The organism is Pseudomonas mandelii, from assembly GCF_002251635.1.
GTDB lineage: Bacteria > Pseudomonadota > Gammaproteobacteria > Pseudomonadales > Pseudomonadaceae > Aquipseudomonas > Aquipseudomonas mandelii_B.
The window spans coordinates 1-17503 of record NZ_NMOJ01000063.1 but is presented as its reverse complement, the minus strand read 5'-3'; the positions used below and the strand labels follow the sequence as shown (position 1 = coordinate 17503).

12 protein-coding genes are annotated in these 17503 nt (G+C 60.7%); 7 read left to right on the top strand and 5 right to left on the bottom strand.

Annotation, left to right across the window (positions count from 1 at the left end; all coding sequences use genetic code 11):
- The first annotated feature begins 1 nt into the window (after position 1).
- Positions 2–1582 carry an aldehyde dehydrogenase (NADP(+)) gene (locus tag B7L09_RS09440; RefSeq protein WP_094468605.1) on the top strand — a complete coding sequence of 527 codons (1581 nt, stop codon included), beginning with the start codon at positions 2–4 and terminating at the stop codon, positions 1580–1582.
- Between the two features lie 111 nt (positions 1583–1693).
- Here B7L09_RS09440 and B7L09_RS09435 read toward each other — a convergent pair whose 3' ends face one another.
- Positions 1694–2602, bottom strand: coding sequence for a DMT family transporter (locus B7L09_RS09435; protein ID WP_094468604.1), 909 nt, complete (start codon positions 2600–2602; stop codon positions 1694–1696).
- A 158-nt stretch (positions 2603–2760) separates the two neighbouring features.
- Between B7L09_RS09435 and aceK the strand changes: the two genes are divergently transcribed.
- From aceK to B7L09_RS09410, 5 genes are all read left to right on the top strand, one after another.
- Positions 2761–4479, top strand: coding sequence for a bifunctional isocitrate dehydrogenase kinase/phosphatase (gene aceK, locus B7L09_RS09430; RefSeq protein ID WP_094468603.1), 1719 nt, complete (start codon positions 2761–2763; stop codon positions 4477–4479).
- A gap of 232 nt (positions 4480–4711) precedes the next feature.
- Positions 4712–8623 (top strand): ATP-dependent RNA helicase HrpA, encoded by a 3912-nt coding sequence (gene hrpA, locus B7L09_RS09425; protein WP_094468602.1) that lies wholly within the window; start codon positions 4712–4714, stop codon positions 8621–8623.
- Positions 8624–8969: 346 nt separating this feature from the next.
- Positions 8970–10091: a beta-ketoacyl-ACP synthase III gene (locus B7L09_RS09420; protein ID WP_094468601.1), complete on the top strand. Its 1122-nt coding sequence runs from the start codon at positions 8970–8972 to the stop codon at positions 10089–10091.
- Between the two features lie 154 nt (positions 10092–10245).
- On the top strand, positions 10246–10857 hold the full coding sequence (locus B7L09_RS09415) for an RNA polymerase sigma factor (protein ID WP_094468600.1): 612 nt from the start codon (positions 10246–10248) through the stop codon (positions 10855–10857).
- On the top strand, positions 10851–11087 hold the full coding sequence (locus B7L09_RS09410; protein WP_094468599.1) for an anti-sigma factor family protein: 237 nt from the start codon (positions 10851–10853) through the stop codon (positions 11085–11087). Before B7L09_RS09415 ends, B7L09_RS09410 begins: the two co-directional genes overlap by 7 nt.
- 126 nt (positions 11088–11213) lie before the next feature.
- On the opposite strand, the gene B7L09_RS09405 is transcribed toward B7L09_RS09410, so the two are convergent.
- Positions 11214–12530: a putative porin gene (locus B7L09_RS09405; protein WP_094468598.1), complete on the bottom strand. Its 1317-nt coding sequence runs from the start codon at positions 12528–12530 to the stop codon at positions 11214–11216.
- A 282-nt stretch (positions 12531–12812) separates the two neighbouring features.
- Between B7L09_RS09405 and B7L09_RS09400 the strand changes: the two genes are divergently transcribed.
- Positions 12813–13937: a GNAT family N-acetyltransferase gene (locus tag B7L09_RS09400; RefSeq protein ID WP_094468597.1), complete on the top strand. Its 1125-nt coding sequence runs from the start codon at positions 12813–12815 to the stop codon at positions 13935–13937.
- Between the two features lie 15 nt (positions 13938–13952).
- On the opposite strand, the gene aqpZ is transcribed toward B7L09_RS09400, so the two are convergent.
- The 3 genes from aqpZ to B7L09_RS09385 all read right to left on the bottom strand — a co-directional run bounded on the left by aqpZ (position 13953) and on the right by B7L09_RS09385 (position 17485).
- Positions 13953–14648: an aquaporin Z gene (aqpZ, locus tag B7L09_RS09395; protein WP_010462058.1), complete on the bottom strand. Its 696-nt coding sequence runs from the start codon at positions 14646–14648 to the stop codon at positions 13953–13955.
- 358 nt (positions 14649–15006) lie between these two features.
- A complete protein-coding gene (locus B7L09_RS09390; RefSeq protein ID WP_094468596.1) occupies positions 15007–16839 on the bottom strand; it encodes an ABC transporter ATP-binding protein in 1833 nt (610 codons plus the stop codon).
- Between the two features lie 85 nt (positions 16840–16924).
- Positions 16925–17485: a peptidylprolyl isomerase gene (locus B7L09_RS09385; protein ID WP_094468595.1), complete on the bottom strand. Its 561-nt coding sequence runs from the start codon at positions 17483–17485 to the stop codon at positions 16925–16927.
- Positions 17486–17503: the final 18 nt, after the last annotated feature.

The window sequence follows — 17503 nt, the reverse complement described above, 5'->3', positions numbered from 1 at the left end:
CATGAGCCTATTTCTCGGACACAACTACATCGGCGGCCGGCGCAGCGCCAACGGTACGCAGCAACTGCAAAGCCTCGATGCCACGACGGGCGAAGCACTGCCGGGCCGTTTTTTCCAGGCCACTGAAACGGAAGTGGATTCGGCCGCCAACGCTGCGGCGGCCGCGTACCCGGTCTACCGCAACCTCAGCGCGGAAAAACGTGCGCTATTCCTCGATGCCATCGCTGATGAAATCGATGCCCTGGGCGATGACTTCGTGGCCACTGTGTGCCGCGAAACTGCGTTGCCGGCCGGGCGTATCCAGGGTGAGCGCGGGCGCACCAGCGGCCAGATGCGTTTGTTTGCCAAGGTCCTGCGTCGCGGCGATTTCTACGGCGCGCGCATTGATCGGGCACTGCCGGATCGCCAGCCGTTGCCGCGTCCAGACCTGCGTCAGTACCGCATTGCCTTGGGGCCTGTCGCCGTGTTCGGTGCCAGTAACTTTCCGTTGGCGTTTTCAACCGCCGGTGGCGATACCGCTTCGGCGCTGGCCGCCGGTTGCCCGGTGGTGTTCAAGGCGCACAGCGGGCACATGGCGACGGCCGAGTGGGTCGCCGACGCGATCATTCGCGCCGCCGAACGCACCGAAATGCCGACGGGCGTATTCAACATGATCTACGGTGGGGGTGTCGGCGAATGGCTGGTCAAGCACCCGGCGATTCAGGCCGTGGGCTTCACCGGTTCGCTCAAGGGCGGCAATGCCCTGAGCCACATGGCCGCAACGCGGCCGCAACCGATCCCGGTGTTTGCCGAAATGTCGAGCATCAATCCGGTGTTCCTGCTGCCCGAAGCCATCAAGGTGCGTGGCGAGCAAATCGCTGCGCAACTGGCCGGTTCGGTGACCCTGGGCTGCGGGCAGTTCTGCACCAATCCGGGCCTGGTCATCGGTCTGCGCTCGCCACAGTTCAGCCTGTTCCTGGAAACGTTTTGCGCCAGCATGAACCAGCAACCGGCCCAGACCATGCTCAATGCCGGCGCGCTGGTCAGTTACAGCCTCGGCCTTGGGGCGTTGCATGAACATCCGGGGCTGACGCACCTGGCGGGCAAGCCGCAACAGGGCAATCAGGCGCAACCACAGGTGTTCAAGGCGGATGTCAGCCTGTTGCTCAAGGGCGATGAGTTGCTTCAGGAAGAGGTGTTCGGACCGACCACCATCGTCATCGAGGTTGAGGACCGGGCGCAGCTGACGGCGGCGTTGCACGGTCTGCGCGGGCAATTGACGGCGACGTTGATTGGCGAGGCGGACGAATTGCTGGAGTACCGCTGGTTGGCGGAGTCGTTGCAGGAAAAGGTCGGACGGATCTTGCTCAATGGCTACCCGACCGGGGTCGAGGTGTGTGAGGCGATGGTGCATGGCGGGCCGTATCCGGCGACGTCTGATTCGCGCGGCACATCGGTTGGCACCTTGGCGATTGACCGGTTCCTGCGGCCGGTGTGCTTCCAGAATTACCCGGATGCGTTGTTGCCCGAGGCGTTGCAGAACGCCAATCCACTGGGGATTCGGCGGTTGGTGGATGGGGAGGTGAGTCAGTCAGCTTTGTAGTGCCTGGGCTGCCGCCATCGCGGGCAAGCCCGCTCCCACAGGGCANANTCTGTGAACACANAATCCTGTGGGAGCGGGCTTGCCCGCGATGGCGGCATCAGCCTCAACAAATTACTTGGCAGTCACCGCCGCAGCCTTCACCACCGAAGGCTTCAACACCAGCCACAACGCCGCCGCAATCAACACCCCGCCGTAGATATGCGCCATCGACAACGGCTCATCCAGCAACAGCGCTCCCCACAACACCCCGAACGGCGGGATCAGGAAGGTCGTGGTCATCGACCTCACCGGCCCGATCGAGCTGAGCAGGCGGAAGTAAATAATGTACGCCAGCGCGGTACACATCAGCCCCAACCCAAGTAACGACAACCAGACATTCCAGCCGCCCCAGCTTGCCGGTGGCTGGCTGATCACGCTGTAGCCGAACAACGGCAACAGGAACAGCGTCGCCCCGAGCATGCTGCCCAGCGCCGAAAGACGGCTGTCGAGACCGCCCGCGTGGTCAAGCCAGCGGCGCGCCAGGAACCCGGCAAAGCCATAACAGGTGGTGGCGAGCAGGCAGGCAACGGCGCCCATCAGCAATTCCATGTCGAACGCCACCGGCCCGGCGCGGGTCAGGACGCCCACGCCCAATAACCCGAGGAACACCCCGCCAAGCTTGGCTGCGGTGAGTTTTTCATGGAAGAACAGGCCGCCGATCAACACGCCCATCAGCGGCGTGGTGGCGTTGAAAATCGCCGAGTAACCGGCCGGCAGCACCTGGGCNGCCACCGAGTACATGGTCGCGGGAATCCCGGAGTTGATCACCCCCAGCAGCAGGACGGTCTTGAATTTGCCTTTAAAGTCCCAGCTGATGCGCATCAGGCCGAGAATCACCAGCAAGCCGACGGCGGCAATCGACACACGAAAAAAGGCCGTGGGGATTGTGCCAATCACGGGGGCGATGATGCGCATGAACAGAAAGCTCGCGCCCCAGATCGCGGCCAGCGACAGCAATCGGAAAATATCGACAGGACTCACGGTGCACTCCTTCCTTGATGGGGGCGAGAGTGTTGCCGAGCGCCTTATCCATGGCAACCGAAAAACGAGCATTTAACTCGAGCCGAAAATTACGCTTCTCCTGCACCCGGTTCACTGGCTAAGCTCAGGGCTCACGAATTCCCGCAGAGGTCTCACCCATGCCGCAGCAATGGCCAGCCGCCGACATCGCCCGAATGATCCTCGATGGCTTTGACGATTACCGCGAGCATTTCCGTCAGATCACCGACGGCGCCCGGGCCCGCTTCGAGCAGGCCAAGTGGCAGGAGGCGCAGGTCGCCTCGGCTGCGCGGATCAATCTGTACGAAGAAAAAGTCAGCGAAACGGTGGAACGGCTGCGCATCGCGTTTGACAGCGACACGCTGGACGTCAGCTGCTGGCCGCTGGTCAAAAGCGCTTACATCACGCTGATCGACCTGCGTTTCGACGATGAGTTGTCCGAGACCTGGTACAACTCGATCTTCTGCGGCCTGTTCAGCCATGACCTGATCAGTGATGGCTGCATGTTCATCCACACCACCCGGCCCAGCCTGCGCCGGGCCCGCGCCGCGCAAACCCGAACCTATAAGCCCCAGGGCCAGTTGTCCGGCATGCTCGCGAGCATTTTTGCCGATTACAGCTTCAGCGAGGATTACGCGGACCTGGCGGCCGACTTGCGCCGGCTCGAAGCCCAACTGCGCGAGAACCTGCCGGACTGGGTATGCAAAGACCCGGACCTCAACGTCGAGCTGTTTTCCTCGGTGCTCTACCGTAATAAAGGCGCCTACCTCGTAGGGCGCATCTATACCCGCGACGAACAATGGCCGCTGGTTATTCCCCTGCTGCACCGCGAAGGGCGCGGCATCCAGATCGACGCGCTGATCACGGACGAAGCCGATGTGTCGATCATCTTCTCTTTCACCCGTTCCTATTTCATGGTCGACGTGCCGGTGCCGGCGGAATTCATCGGCTTTCTCAAGCGCATCCTGCCCGGCAAGCACATCGCCGAGTTGTACACCTCCATCGGGTTCTACAAGCATGGCAAGTCGGAGTTCTACCGCGCGCTGATCAACCACCTGGCCACCACCGATGATCAATTCATCATGGCACCCGGCGTGCGCGGCATGGTCATGAGTGTGTTTACGCTGCCGGGCTTCAACACCGTGTTCAAGATCATCAAGGACCGTTTCTCGCCGTCGAAAAACGTCGACCGCGCCACGGTGATCGAAAAATACCGGTTGGTGAAAAGCGTCGACCGCGTCGGGCGCATGGCCGATACCCAGGAGTTCGCCGATTTTCGCTTCCCGTTGAGCAAGTTCGACCCGGCGTGCCTGGAAGAGCTGCTGGAGGTGGCCGCGTCCACGGTGTCGGTGGAAGACGACACCGTGCTGATCCGCCACTGCTGGACCGAACGGCGCATGACCCCGCTCAACCTTTACCTCGACAACGCCAACGCCGCCCAGGTGCGCGAAGCCCTTGAGGACTATGGCCTGGCCATCAAGCAACTGGCGGCGGCGAACATATTCCCCGGCGACATGCTGTTGAAGAACTTCGGCGTCACCCGGCACGGTCGGGTGGTGTTTTATGACTATGACGAGATCTGCTTCCTGACCGAAGCCAACTTCCGCCACATCCCGCAACCGCGTACACCGGAAGACGAGATGGCCTCCGAGCCGTGGTATTCGATCGGGCCGCTGGATGTGTTTCCCGAGGAGTTTCCGCCGTTCCTGTTTGCCGATTCCGGCCAGCGCAAGCTGTTCAATGAGCTGCATGGCGAGTTGTACAACGCCGATTATTGGAAAAGCCTCCAGGAGGCCATTCGCGCCGGCAAAATCATCGACGTGTTCCCTTATCGCCGCAAAGGCCTCGATAACGAATAACCCCCTGAGTGAACACCCCTGTGGCGAGGGAGCTTGCTCCCGCTGGGTCGCGAAGCGACCCCAAAACCATCCACCGTCGTGTTTCAGATACACCGCGATGACCGGATTACGACTGCTGCGCAGCCGGGCGGGAGCAAGCTCCCTCGCCACAAAGGCAGGTTGAGTTCGTCGCCGCGCGCCCAAATCTGCGACAATCGCCCCCCTGCGCCACTAGACGACTTTTGCGTACCTGATGACTGACGAATCGCCTTCCATCGACAAACTGCTGAAAAACCTCGATCACGCCATGCTCGCCGACCGCCACCGCTTGCGGCGCCAGTTGCTCGAGCTGCGCAAGAAACCCGATGAGGAGAAGCTGGCGCAATGGGTTACGCGCATGCAGGCGTCCTGCGCCCAGGTGACGGCGCGGCGTGCCAGCCTGCCGGTGATTCGTTATGACGACAGCCTGCCGATTGCCGCCAAGCGCGACGAGATCAAAGAGGCACTCCTCAAGCATCAGGTGCTGATCATNGCGGGCGAGACCGGCTCGGGTAAGACCACCCAGTTGCCGAAGATCTGCCTGGAAATCGGTCGGGGCCAGTACGGTTTAATCGGCCATACCCAGCCGCGCCGAATTGCGGCGCGCAGCGTCGCCAGCCGTGTCGCTGAAGAACTGGCGACGCCGCTGGGCGCGCTGGTTGGCTATCAGGTGCGCTTCGAAGACCAGAGTGACTCCAACACCCTGATCAAGCTGATGACCGACGGTATTTTGCTGGCCGAAACCCAGAACGACCGCTACCTGGAACGCTACGACACGATCATCGTCGACGAAGCCCACGAGCGCAGCCTGAACATCGACTTCCTGCTCGGCTACCTGAAAACCCTGCTGCCGCGTCGTCCGGACCTCAAAGTCATCATCACCTCGGCGACCATCGACCTGGAGCGCTTTTCCAAGCACTTCGACGATGCGCCGATTGTCGAAGTCTCGGGCCGCACTTTCCCGGTGGACACCTGGTATCGCCCGCTGACCCTGGAGCAGGACGAGGAGGGCAACCGTGTCGAGGACGATTTGACCGTTGACCAGGCAATCCTCGCCACCCTTGATGAAATTGCCGCCTATGAGCGCAGCGAACGGCGCAGCCCCGGTGATGTGTTGGTGTTTTTGCCGGGTGAGCGCGAGATTCGCGACGCCGCCGACATGCTGCGCAAGGCCCAGCTCAAACACACCGAAATTCTGCCGCTGTATGCGCGGCTGTCACCGGCCGAACAGCAGCGTATTTTCCAGTCCCACCCGGGTCGGCGTGTAGTGCTGGCGACCAACGTGGCGGAAACCTCGCTGACCGTGCCGGGCATTCGTTATGTGATCGACAGCGGCACCGCGCGTATCAGTCGCTACAGCTATCGCGCCAAAGTGCAGCGCCTGCCGATCGAAGCGATTTCCCAGGCCAGCGCCAACCAGCGTAAAGGCCGGTGTGGCCGTGTAGAGCCGGGCATCTGCATCCGCTTGTACAGCGAAGANGACTTTATCGGTCGCCCGGAATTTACCGATCCGGAAATTCTGCGNACCAACCTCGCTGCCGTCATCCTGCAGATGCTGCACCTGCGCCTCGGCGAAATCACCGACTTCCCGTTTATCGAGCCGCCGGATGGCAAGGCCATCAGCGACGGTTTCAACCTGCTGCAAGAACTCTCGGCGGTAGACCGTAACAGCCAACTGACGCCGCTGGGTCGCCAGTTGGCGCGCCTGCCGGTGGACCCGCGCATGGGCCGCATGCTGCTGGAAGCGGCGAAACTCGGCAGCTTGCAGGAAGTGTTGATTGTCGCCAGTGCGATGTCGATCCAGGACCCGCGCGAGCGCCCGCCCGAGCGTCAGCAAGCTGCCGATCAGGCCCACGCACAGTGGAAGGATGTGGATTCCGACTTCGCCGGTTTGGTTAACCTGTGGCGTGGTTTTGAAGAACAGCGCCAGGCACTCACCGCCAGCCCGTTGCGTAACTGGTGCCGCAAGAACTTCCTGAATTACCTGCGGCTGCGCGAGTGGCGCGATTCTCATCGCCAGCTCAGCCTGATTTGCCGCGATATGCAGCTGACCGTTAACAAAGAGCCGGCGGATTACCCGAAACTGCACAAAGCCGTGCTGTCCGGTCTGTTCAGCCAAATTGGCCAGAAGACCGAAGACGGCGATTACCTCGGCGCGCGTCAGCGGCGCTTCTGGATTCACCCGTCCTCGGGCATCGGCAAAAAACGCCCGCAATGGCTGATGACCGCTGAACTGGTGGAAACCACCAAGCTGTATGCGCGCATGGTGGCGAAAATTGATGCGGACTGGATCGAGCCCCTGGCCGGGCACCTGATCAAGAAAAACCACTTCGAACCGCACTGGGAGAAGAAGCGCGGCCAGGTCGTGGCGTTTGAGCAGATCACCCTGTTCGGGCTGATCGTGGTCGGTCGCCGGCCGGTGCATTACGGGCCGATTGACCCGGTGGTGTCGCGCGAGCTGTTTATCCGCGAAGGTCTGGTGCGGGGCGAGATTCAATCCCGGGCCAAGTGCCTGACGGCGAACCAGCAACTGCTGGAACAACTCGACGAACTGGAAGCCAAGGCCCGGCGTCGCGACATTCTCGCTGACGAAGAAACCCTGTTCGCNTTCTACGACGCGCGGCTGCCGGCGGAGATCCACCAGACGGCCACCTTCGACAGCTGGTACAAGGTCAACAGTCAGAAAGACCCGCAGCTGCTGATCATGCGCGAAGAAGACGTGCTGGCCCGTGAGGCCAGCGAAGTCACCGCACTGCATTACCCGGACACCTTGCACATCGGCGATCTGGAACTGGCCCTGAGCTATCACTTTGAACCCAACCACCCGCGCGACGGTGTGACCCTGCGCGTGCCGGCGCCGCTGCTGCCGGCGCTGCCGCCGGAGCGCCTGGACTGGCTGGTGCCGGGGGTGATCGAAGCCAAGTGCATCGCGCTGGTGCGCAACTTGCCCAAGGCGCTGCGCAAAAACTTTGTGCCAGTGCCGGACTTCGTCAAAGCCGCGTTGCAGCGCATGACCTTCGCCGAGGGCTCGTTGCCGCACGCGTTGGGCCGCGAGCTGCTGCGCATGACGGGCGCGCGGGTCAGTGATGAGGCGTGGGCGGAAGCTTCGCAGCAGGTCGACAATCACCTGAAGATGAACCTGGAAGTGGTCGATGGCCAGGGCAAGTTCCTCGGCGAAGGCCGCGACTTGGCCGAGCTGACTGCACGCTTTGCCGAGGCCAGCCAGGCTGCCTTGGCCGTGCCGCAAACCGCGAAAAGCCAGCAGCCGGTGGAAGCCAAGGTGTTCGCCGCCGTCGCCGAGAAAACCCAGCAGAAGATCGCCGGGTTGTCGATGACGGTGTATCCGGCGCTGGTGGAAGAGAGCGGTACGGTCAAGGAAGGGCGCTTTTCGACGGCCGCCGAAGCCGAGTTCCAGCACCGCCGCGCCTTGCAACGCCTACTGATGCAGCAATTGGCCGAGCCGGCGAAGTTCCTGCGCGGCAAGCTGCCGGGGCTGACCGAGTTGGGGCTGATGTACCGTGAACTGGGGCGCATTGATGCGCTGGTGGAAGACATTNTGCTGGCCAGCCTCGACANCTGCATTCTCGAGGGCGAAGACCCGTTGCCGCGGGATGGCGCCGGGCTGGCCTCGTTGGCCGAGCGCAAGCGCGGTGGCTGGACCGAGCACGCCGAACGCCTGGCCAAGTTGACGCTGGAGATTCTCAAGCACTGGCACGGCCTGCAGAAACGCTTCAAGGGCAAGATTGATCTGGCGCAAGCCGTGGCCTTGAACGACATCAAGCAGCAGCTCAGTCATCTGGTGTATCCCGGGTTTGTCCGGGAAACACCGATGCAGTGGCTCAAGGAATTGCCGCGTTACCTGAAGGCCGTCGAGCAACGCTTCGAGAAGATCGGTGCTCAGGTGCAGAGGGATCGGGTCTGGAGTGGCGAATTGTCCGGTCTCTGGACCCAATACCAGACCCGCGCCAACAAACACGCCCAGGAAGGCAAGCGCGACCCCCANCTGGAGCTCTATCGCTGGTGGCTGGAGGAATACCGGGTTTCGCTGTTCGCCCAGCAACTGGGGACCAAAGTGCCGATCTCCGACAAGCGCCTGAACAAGCAATGGACCCAGGTAGAGCCATAGCACGACCCCTTGTAGGAGCCGGCTTGCTGGCGATGGCGTCTTTGAAATCGCCATCGCCAGCAAGCCGGCTCCTACAGNGCCAGCAAGCCGGCTCCTACAGGGCCTCATCCGCGATCATCATTACCAGAATCGCAAGGCCGCTTGACTCGCAAAATGGCGCCAAAACCCAATGTTTATGGCAAACTTCGCGCCTATAAACGCCGGCCCCGCGGTTTTGAGCCTCTCACGGTTCGGGCGGATCGGAATAAAGCGATGCCAGGTGTGCTTCCCGTGACGGAAACAGACCCTTTGTGTGTTGGTACGTCGGTGCCAACGCTTTCTGCCTGAACAGATTAGAGAAACGACCGTGCATAACGTCGTCATCAGCGGCACTGGCCTGTACACCCCGGCCAACAGCATCTCCAACGAAGAGCTGGTGCAGTCTTTCAACGCTTACGTCGCGCAATTCAACGCCGATAACGCCGACGCCATCGCCCGTGGCGAAGTCGAAGCGTTGACCGAATCCAGCGCTGCGTTTATCGAAAAAGCTTCCGGCATCAAGAGCCGTTTTGTCATGGACAAGGACGGTATCCTCGACCCGCAACGCATGGCGCCGCGTCTGCCTGAGCGTTCCAACGACGAATGGTCGGTGCTTTGCCAAATGGCCATCGGCGCGGCCGAACAGGCCTTGCAGCGTGCCGGCAAGACCGCCGCCGACATCGACGGCGTAATCGTTGCCTGCTCCAACCTGCAACGCGCTTATCCGGCCATCGCCATCGAAGTCCAGGAAGCCCTGGGCATCGCGGGGTTTGGTTTTGACATGAACGTGGCCTGCTCCTCGGCCACCTTCGGTATCCAGAACGCCGCCAACAGCATCCAGCTGGGCCAGGCGCGGGCGATCCTGATGGTCAATCCGGAAGTCTGCACCGGTCACCTGAATTTCCGCGACCGCGACAGCCACTTCATCTTTGGTGATGCGGCCACTGCGGTGATCCTCGAGCGCGCCGACCTGGCGACCTCCGAGCATCAGTTCGACGTGGTGAGCACCAAGCTGCTGACCAAGTTCTCCAACAACATCCGCAACAACTTTGGCTTTCTCAACCGCGCGGCGGAAGAGGGTATCGGCGCNANNGACAAACTGTTCGTGCAGGAAGGCCGCAAAGTCTTCCGAGATGTCTGCCCGATGGTCGCCGAACTGATCGCTGTGCACCTTGAAGAAAACCAGTTGAATGTCTCCGACGTGAAGCGGTTCTGGCTGCACCAGGCCAACCTGAGCATGAACCACCTGATCGTAAAAAAACTGCTGGGCCGTGAAGCCTCGGTGGAAGAGGCGCCGGTGATTCTCGACACCTACGCCAACACCAGTTCGGCCGGTTCGGTGATTTCGTTTCACAAACATCAGGACGATCTGGCCGCCGGTTCCCTGGCCGTGCTCAGCTCGTTCGGCGCGGGTTACTCGATTGGTAGCGTGATTTTGCGCAAGCGTTGAGATTAACGGCTGTCGTTCTTTCTTCTGATTTGCGGTGGCTTTTCCTACAGCCGAAACAGTCGGGACGCTGTAACTTTCGGAAATGACAGCAGGACGTTGCCGACGGCGATGCCCTGCTGACTCATTTTTCGAAGTCAGGACAAGGGGTTTGTGAATGGCGGCTGACGACGCGCAACTGCTGCAACGATTGCTGGCAGGCGAACAACAAGCCTTCAAAGAGTTGGTCAGCACTTACCAGAGCCCGATGCGTGCTGTGGCTTATGCGATCGTCGGCAGCCGGCATGCTGATGAGGTGGTGCAGGACGCGTGGCTGTCTGCCGTGCGTAATCTGAGCAAGTTCGAGGCGCGTTCGAGCCTCAAGACCTGGTTGCTGACCATCACCGCCAATGCGGCGAAGGGCCGTTACAAGCAGAACCGTCGCGAGGTGCTGCTTGATGACCTTCCATCGCCCCATGGCACCATCGATGATGATCGTTTTTCGTCCGCTGATGGCCACTGGCTGGTGGCACCGTTCGCCTGGCATCAGGACACCCCGGAGGCGTTGCTCACCGAAAGCGAATTGCGCGAATGCCTCGAACACACGTTGCTCAACCTGTCGGAACTGCAAAGCAGCGTCTTGCTGTTGCGCGAGCGTCAGGGCCTGGAACTGGAAGAGATCTGTAATCTTCTGGNNCTCTCGCTCTCCAATGTTCGTGTGCTGTTGCATCGAGCACGGCTTAAAGTCTTCGCCACGGTGGAGCATTTTGAGGAAACGGGCGAATGTTGACCTGTAAGGAGCAAGTGGCACGTTCCAGTGATTATCTCGATGGCCAGTTGAGCTTTCGGGAGAAGTTGCTGGTGCGGCATCATTTGATGTTCTGCCCCAATTGCCGGCGGTTCATTCGTCAGATGCGTTTGATGCAGGCGACGCTGCGTGCGATGCCGGAAGAAGCGGTGCCGGATGTGGACAAGATCGCCGAGCGTCTGGCCGCTGAACGTCTCAAGGATGTTCCCTGACCGGTAAAAGCCGGGAAGAGAAGCAGACTGGCGTGGATGAATCGAACGGATGATGGGGATCGATTCACCCACGCCAGGCTGAAAGCGCCTCGGGCATTCCATAGCCCGAGGCGTGTTGCGCGGTGTTTAGAACTTGGCTTCGGCATCCAGTTGCAGGGTGTTGATGTCCGAGTCCTTGAGCGTGGCGTTGGTGTAGTCCGAGTTAGCCATGAAGTACGTCGCGCCGAGGTTGAAGTTCTTGTCCAGCTCGTAGCTCACTTTCAACTTGCTGCCGCGCGAACCGGTGAAACCGTTGGCGAAGTCGGAGTCGGTGAAGGCACCGACCACGGCGTTACGCTGTACGTCGCGATAGTTGTAGTCCACGGCGAAGCCATAAATCTTGGTCTTGATACCGGCTAGCCAAGCAGAGTCCTGATCGTTGCTGGCATCTTTGTTGTTGACGTACTGACCGTACAGCGAGAGCGGCAGTGGCAGGCCGCCGATGTCGAGCTGACCGAAGCCTTCGTACAGTTTGAACTGTTCGTTCGGGCTGTTGCCGTTGATGGCCAGTTGGCCTGGGATGACGCCGGCAACCGGGGTGATGTCGTCGTCGTTGTCGTAGCCGTAGACGCTGCCACCCAAGGTGAATTTCAGGTTGTCGGTGATAGCGAAGCGCGCACCCAACTGGCCAGCGTACAGACGCAAGTCGTGTTTGAACTGCACACCGTCGCCGTCGACGTTGTCCTTGAGGGTGTAGTGACCGGCGCTACCGAACAGCTCGGTGCTGGCGCCCAGTGGGTATTTGTAAGACAGGGACAGACCTTCCGGGCTGATGTCGCTATCCCAGATGACGTCGCCCATGCTCACCCATTGCTGTGGCATCTTGCCGCCCACGACGTGCAGGTTTTTGGCGAAGTCGGGGTGGTAGTCGATGTANCCCAGGTCCAGCCAGATCGACTTCTTGTCGAAGTAGTTGTCCTGGTCCTGGTTGGTGGACCGCGCGTCGTCGCTGCTGCCGGTGGCAATGCGAATGCCGGTGTCCACTTGCGAGTTGACTTCGGTGTACGCGCCCAGGCGGGCACGGATGCGCTGGCGGTCCTTGTCACNGTTGTTGGAAACGCCATCGTTGTGGACGGTTTCCTGACGGAAACGCACGTCGCCCTTGAATTGGGTCTTGGCGGCCCAGGCCAGTTTCTGGTCGAAGGTGCTCAGNTCGTTGGTTTTTTTCGCGGTGGCCGCGATCTGTTCGTTGGTCTCTTGCTGAGCCTGACGGGCGATTTGCTGGTCTTTCTGATCCCTGGCCAGCTCGGCTTGCAGTTCGCTGTATTGCGCGTTGGTAATCGAGCCGTTTGCCTTAAGCATGTCGAGCAGTTTGGCGTCGACTGCGGCACTGGCCGGAACACTCATGGCCAGCAGCAGACCGCCACACAGGACCGCCGCAGTTTTAGTGGAAGCAAGACGCATATCAATCTCCGAAAGTGAGGAGGGATGNCTGAGCCATCCGGGACACAACCGACCGTTGATGGACGGAAACAGTGGCCGGGTAGAACCCGACGCTCTAAAAACTGGCGCCAGTATCGCGATGGTTTATTACAGAGCAGTGGCAAAGTGATGGCGTCTCGATGACGATCCAGAGTCGGTCTGAACTTTTGATCCAGAGCCCTGTCGGCGCTTTGACGGATGTTTAATGGCGGGCGATAGGCGATACTCGCCGGGCTGTTACGCGAAGAAGTAGAGAGGGTGTCAATGCCGCTGCAACGTCTGGAAAGCCTGTCCGATATTGGTCCGCGCACGTGGGATGCTCTGGTGCCGGATAATCAGCCGTTTCTGCGCCATGCCTTTCTCAGTGCACTGGAAGACAGCGGCAGCCTCGGCCCCCATTCCGGCTGGCAGCCCGAGCATCTGTTGCACCTCGAAGAAGGGCGTCTGATCGCCGCGTTGCCCAGTTACCGCAAGTGGCACTCCTACGGCGAGTACGTGTTTGATCACGNNTGGGCGGATGCCTGCGAGCGNGCGGGCATNGACTATTACCCCAAGCTGTTGACCGCCGTGCCGTTCAGCCCGGTCAGCGGGCCGCGCTTGCTGGCGAGGAACGTCGAGGACGGTTTTGAACTGCTCAACAGCCTGCCGGGCTACCTGGAAATCGAAGGGCTCTCCAGCGCCCACATCAATTTCACAGACCCTTTCACCGACGCAGCATTGGCCGAACAACCCGGCTGGTTGCAGCGGATCGGCTGTCAGTACCACTGGCAGAATCGTGGCTATCGGGACTTTCAGGACTTCCTTGACGCTTTGAGTTCGCGCAAGCGCAAACAGATGCGCAAAGAACGCGAGCAAGTGGCGGGGCAGGGCATCGACTTCGAATGGCTGCAAGGCCATGAACTGAGCGAAGCGCAGTGGGATTTTGTCTACGCCTGCTACGCCAACACCTACGCGGTGCGCCGCCAATCGCCCTACTTGACCCGTGCATTTTTCAGCCTGCTGGCCGAGCGTATGCCCGAGGCGATTCGCGTGGTGCTGGCCAAACAAGGGTCACGCCCGGTGGCCATGGCATTCAGCCTGATCGGTGGCGACAGCTTTTACGGACGTTATTGGGGCTGCCTGGCGGAGTTCGACCGCCTGCATTTCGAAACCTGCTTCTACCAGGGTATGGATTACGCCATCGCCGCAGGCCTNCAGCGTTTTGACGCCGGCGCCCAGGGCGAACACAAGCTGATTCGCGGGTTCGAACCGGTGATCACCCATTCCTGGCATTACCTGCGTCACCCCGGCCTGAAAGCCGCGGTCAAAGACTTCCTGCACCAGGAGCGTCTGGGGGTGTTGGCGTATGCCGAGGAAGCGAGGACCGCGTTGCCTTATCGGCAAGCATGATCCTCGCCGGTGGCCTCAAGTGCCTTCCTTGCCGAGCCAGCGATAGGTCACGCCACCGATCACCGCGCCCAGCAGCGGTGCCACCCAGAACATCCACAATTGCGCGATGGCCCAGCCGCCGACCATCAACGCCGGACCGGTGCTGCGGGCCGGGTTGACCGAGGTGTTGGTGACGGGAATCGAGATCAAGTGAATCAGCGTCAAGGCCAGCCCGATGGCAATCGGTGCAAGCCCGGCGGGCGCACGTTTGTCGGTGGCGCCGAGGATGATCAGTACGAACATCGCGGTCATCACCAGTTCACAGACAAAGCCTGCGGCCATTGAGTACTTGCCCGGGGAATGTTCGCCGTAGCCGTTGGAAGCCAGGCCGGCGGAGAGATCGAAGCCTTCCTTGCCGCTGGCGATGTAGTAGATCAGCGCGGCGGCGATAATGGCGCCAATCACCTGGGCGATGATGTACGCGGGCAACTCCCGCGCCGGAAACCGACCGCCGACGCACAGGCCGACGGAGACGGCTGGGTTGAGGTGACAACCGGAGATATGGCCAATGGCGAATGCCATGGTCAACACGGTGAGACCGAACGCGATGGCCACACCCAGCACCCCGATTCCGAGGGGCGAAGACGCAGCGAGCACCGCGCTGCCGCAACCGCCCAAGACCAGCCAGAACGTACCTAACAACTCAGTGACTGAACGTTTGAACAGCGACATGAGAGCGTCCTTGATAGGCGACCTATCGAGACTGTATCGCGTGATGCATCCTGCAGGTTTACGACAGGTTCATTTCCAGAACCTTGGCTGAGTACAGCAGGGTTTCTGCGGATTTCCAGCGGCCATGAAAAAACCGCCAGGGCCTGTGGGTAGCAGGCTGTGGCGGTTTATCAGGGTGTAGATAGTCCCTGTGGGAGCGAGCAAGCTCGCTCCCACAGGGTTGGTGGTGAGTTCAATCAATCGATACCGACAAACCCAGAAAACCAGGCTGCCTGAAATTACGACTGCTTTATCAGGGTGTAGATAGTCCCTGTGGGAGCGAGCAAGCTCGCTCCCACAGGGTTGGTGGTGAGTTCAATCAATCGATACCGACAAACCCGCCCGTCTGGTGCTGCCACAGCCGCGCATACAATCCACCCTGCGCCAGCAGCTCGGCGTGGGTGCCGGTTTCGGCGATCTTGCCTTTCTCCAGCACGACCAGCCTGTCCATCCGTGCAATGGTCGACAGCCGGTGCGCAATTGCAATCACCGTCTTGCCCTGCATCAGGGTCTCCAGGCTTTCCTGGATCGCCGCTTCCACTTCCGAGTCCAGCGCTGAAGTGGCTTCATCCATGATCAGAATCGGCGCGTCCTTGAGCAGCACGCGAGCAATCGCAATCCGCTGACGCTGGCCGCCGGAAAGTTTCACCCCGCGCTCACCCACATGCGCATCGAAACCGGTACGGCCTTCGGCGTCCGACAGCAACGGAATGAACTCATCGGCGCGCGCCTTGTGCACCGCTTCCCACAGCTCGGCGTCGGTGGCATCGGGTCTGCCGTAAAGCAGGTTGTCNCGGATCGAGCGGTGCAGCAGCGAGGTGTCCTGGGTGATCATGCCGATCTGTGCGCGCAGGCTTTCCTGGGCGACTTCGGCGATGTTCTGACCGTCGATCAGGATACGCCCGCCTTGCAGGTCGTACAGGCGCAGCAGCAGGTTGACCAGCGTCGATTTGCCTGCACCGGACGGGCCGATCAAGCCGATTTTTTCCCCGGCCTTGATGTTCAGGTTCAGGCCACCAATGATCCCGCTCTTCTTGCCGTAGTGGAAATCCACCTGTTCGAAGCGCACTTCGCCACGGGGCACGGTCAGCGGTTTGGCCTGATCGCGGTCGGTGATGCTGACCGGTTGGGCGATGGTCCGCAAACCGTCCTGGACCATGCCGATGTTTTCGAAGATGCCGTTGACCACCCACATGATCCAACCGGACATGTTGACGATACGAATCACCAGGCCGGTGGCCAGGGCAATCGCGCCGACGGAGATCAGTGACTGCGTCCACAGCCACAAGGCCAGGCCGGTGGTGGTGACAATCAGCAGGCCGTTCAAGATGGCGATCGNCACGTCCATGCTGGTGACCACGCGCCCGGCCAGTTGGGCTTTTTCGGTTTGCTCCTTGATGGCTTCCTTGGCGTATTGCTGTTCATGGTTGGTGTGGGCAAACAGCTTCAAGGTGGTGATGTTGGTGTAGCCGTCGACGATCCGCCCCATGAGTTTGGAGCGCGCATCGGAGGATTGCACCGAGCGGTCCTTTACCCTTGGCACGAAGTAATAAAGCGCGCCGATGAACCCGGCGATCCAGGTCGTCAGCGGGATCATCAGGCGCCAGTCGGCTTCGGCAAACAGCACCAGCGCGCTGATGGCGTAGATCAGCACATGCCACAGGGCGTCCACCGCTTGCACGGCGGAATCGCGCAGGGCGTTGCCGGTCTGCATGATGCGCTGGGCGATGCGCCCGGCGAAATCGTTCTGGAAGAAATTTAGGCTCTGCTTGAGCACGTAGCTGTGGTTTTGCCAGCGAATCAGGCTGGTCATGCCGGGGTTGATGGTCTGGTGCACCAGCAGGTCGTGCAGACCGAAGAAAATCGGTCGCAGCACCAGGGTCACCACCACCATCCAGGTCAGCTCAAGTGCGTGTTCCTGGAAGAAGTCCGGGTTCGGCGTGCCTTGGGCCAGGTCGATGATGCGGCTCAGGTAGTTGAACAGCGCGACTTCAATCAAGGAGGCGAACAGGCCGACAATCAGCAGGGCGGCGAAACTCGGCCAGACCTGCTTCAAATAATAGGTATAGAAGGGGAGAACCCGATCTGGCGGAGCCGCCGTCGGAGCGTCGCGGAATATGTCGATCAGTTTCTCGAAACGGCGATAAAGCATCAGTTCTCCGCCCGCGCACGGGCTCTCCTTTAAACGGTATGAGCGGCGCCGGATAGCGGCCGCCGCTCAAGCACTCCTGTGCAGATTAGTCGATGACTTTGGCTGACTTGATGAACACAGGGTCGGCCGGCACGTCTTTCATGCCGCTTTTGGTGGTGGTCTGCGAGTTGACGATGACGTCTACCACGTCCATGCCTTTGACGACTTTGGCGAACACGGCATAACCGTCACGGCGGTCGAGGAACGCATTGTCGGCCACGTTGATGAAGAACTGGCTGGTGGCCGAGTTCGGGTCATTGGTGCGCGCCATGGACAAAGTGCCCCGCACGTTATGCAAGCCGTTGCTGGCTTCGTTCTTGATGGGCGCTTTGGTCTCCTTCTGCGACATCTGCGCGGTGAACCCGCCGCCCTGGACCATGAAGCCCGGGATTACCCGGTGGAAGATCGTGTTGGTGTAGAAACCGCTGTCGACGTAGGCCAGAAAGTTCTTGGTACTGATCGGNGCCTTGACCGGGTCCAGTTCGATTTCGATCTGGCCGTTGGTGGTTTCCAGCAATACGTGCGGCGCCTTGGCGGCGGGCGTTGCGGCCATCAGGTTGGCCGCGAACAGTACGGAGCCGGCAAAGAAGGCGATTTTTTTCAGCATGGGTCAGTGATCCTGGGT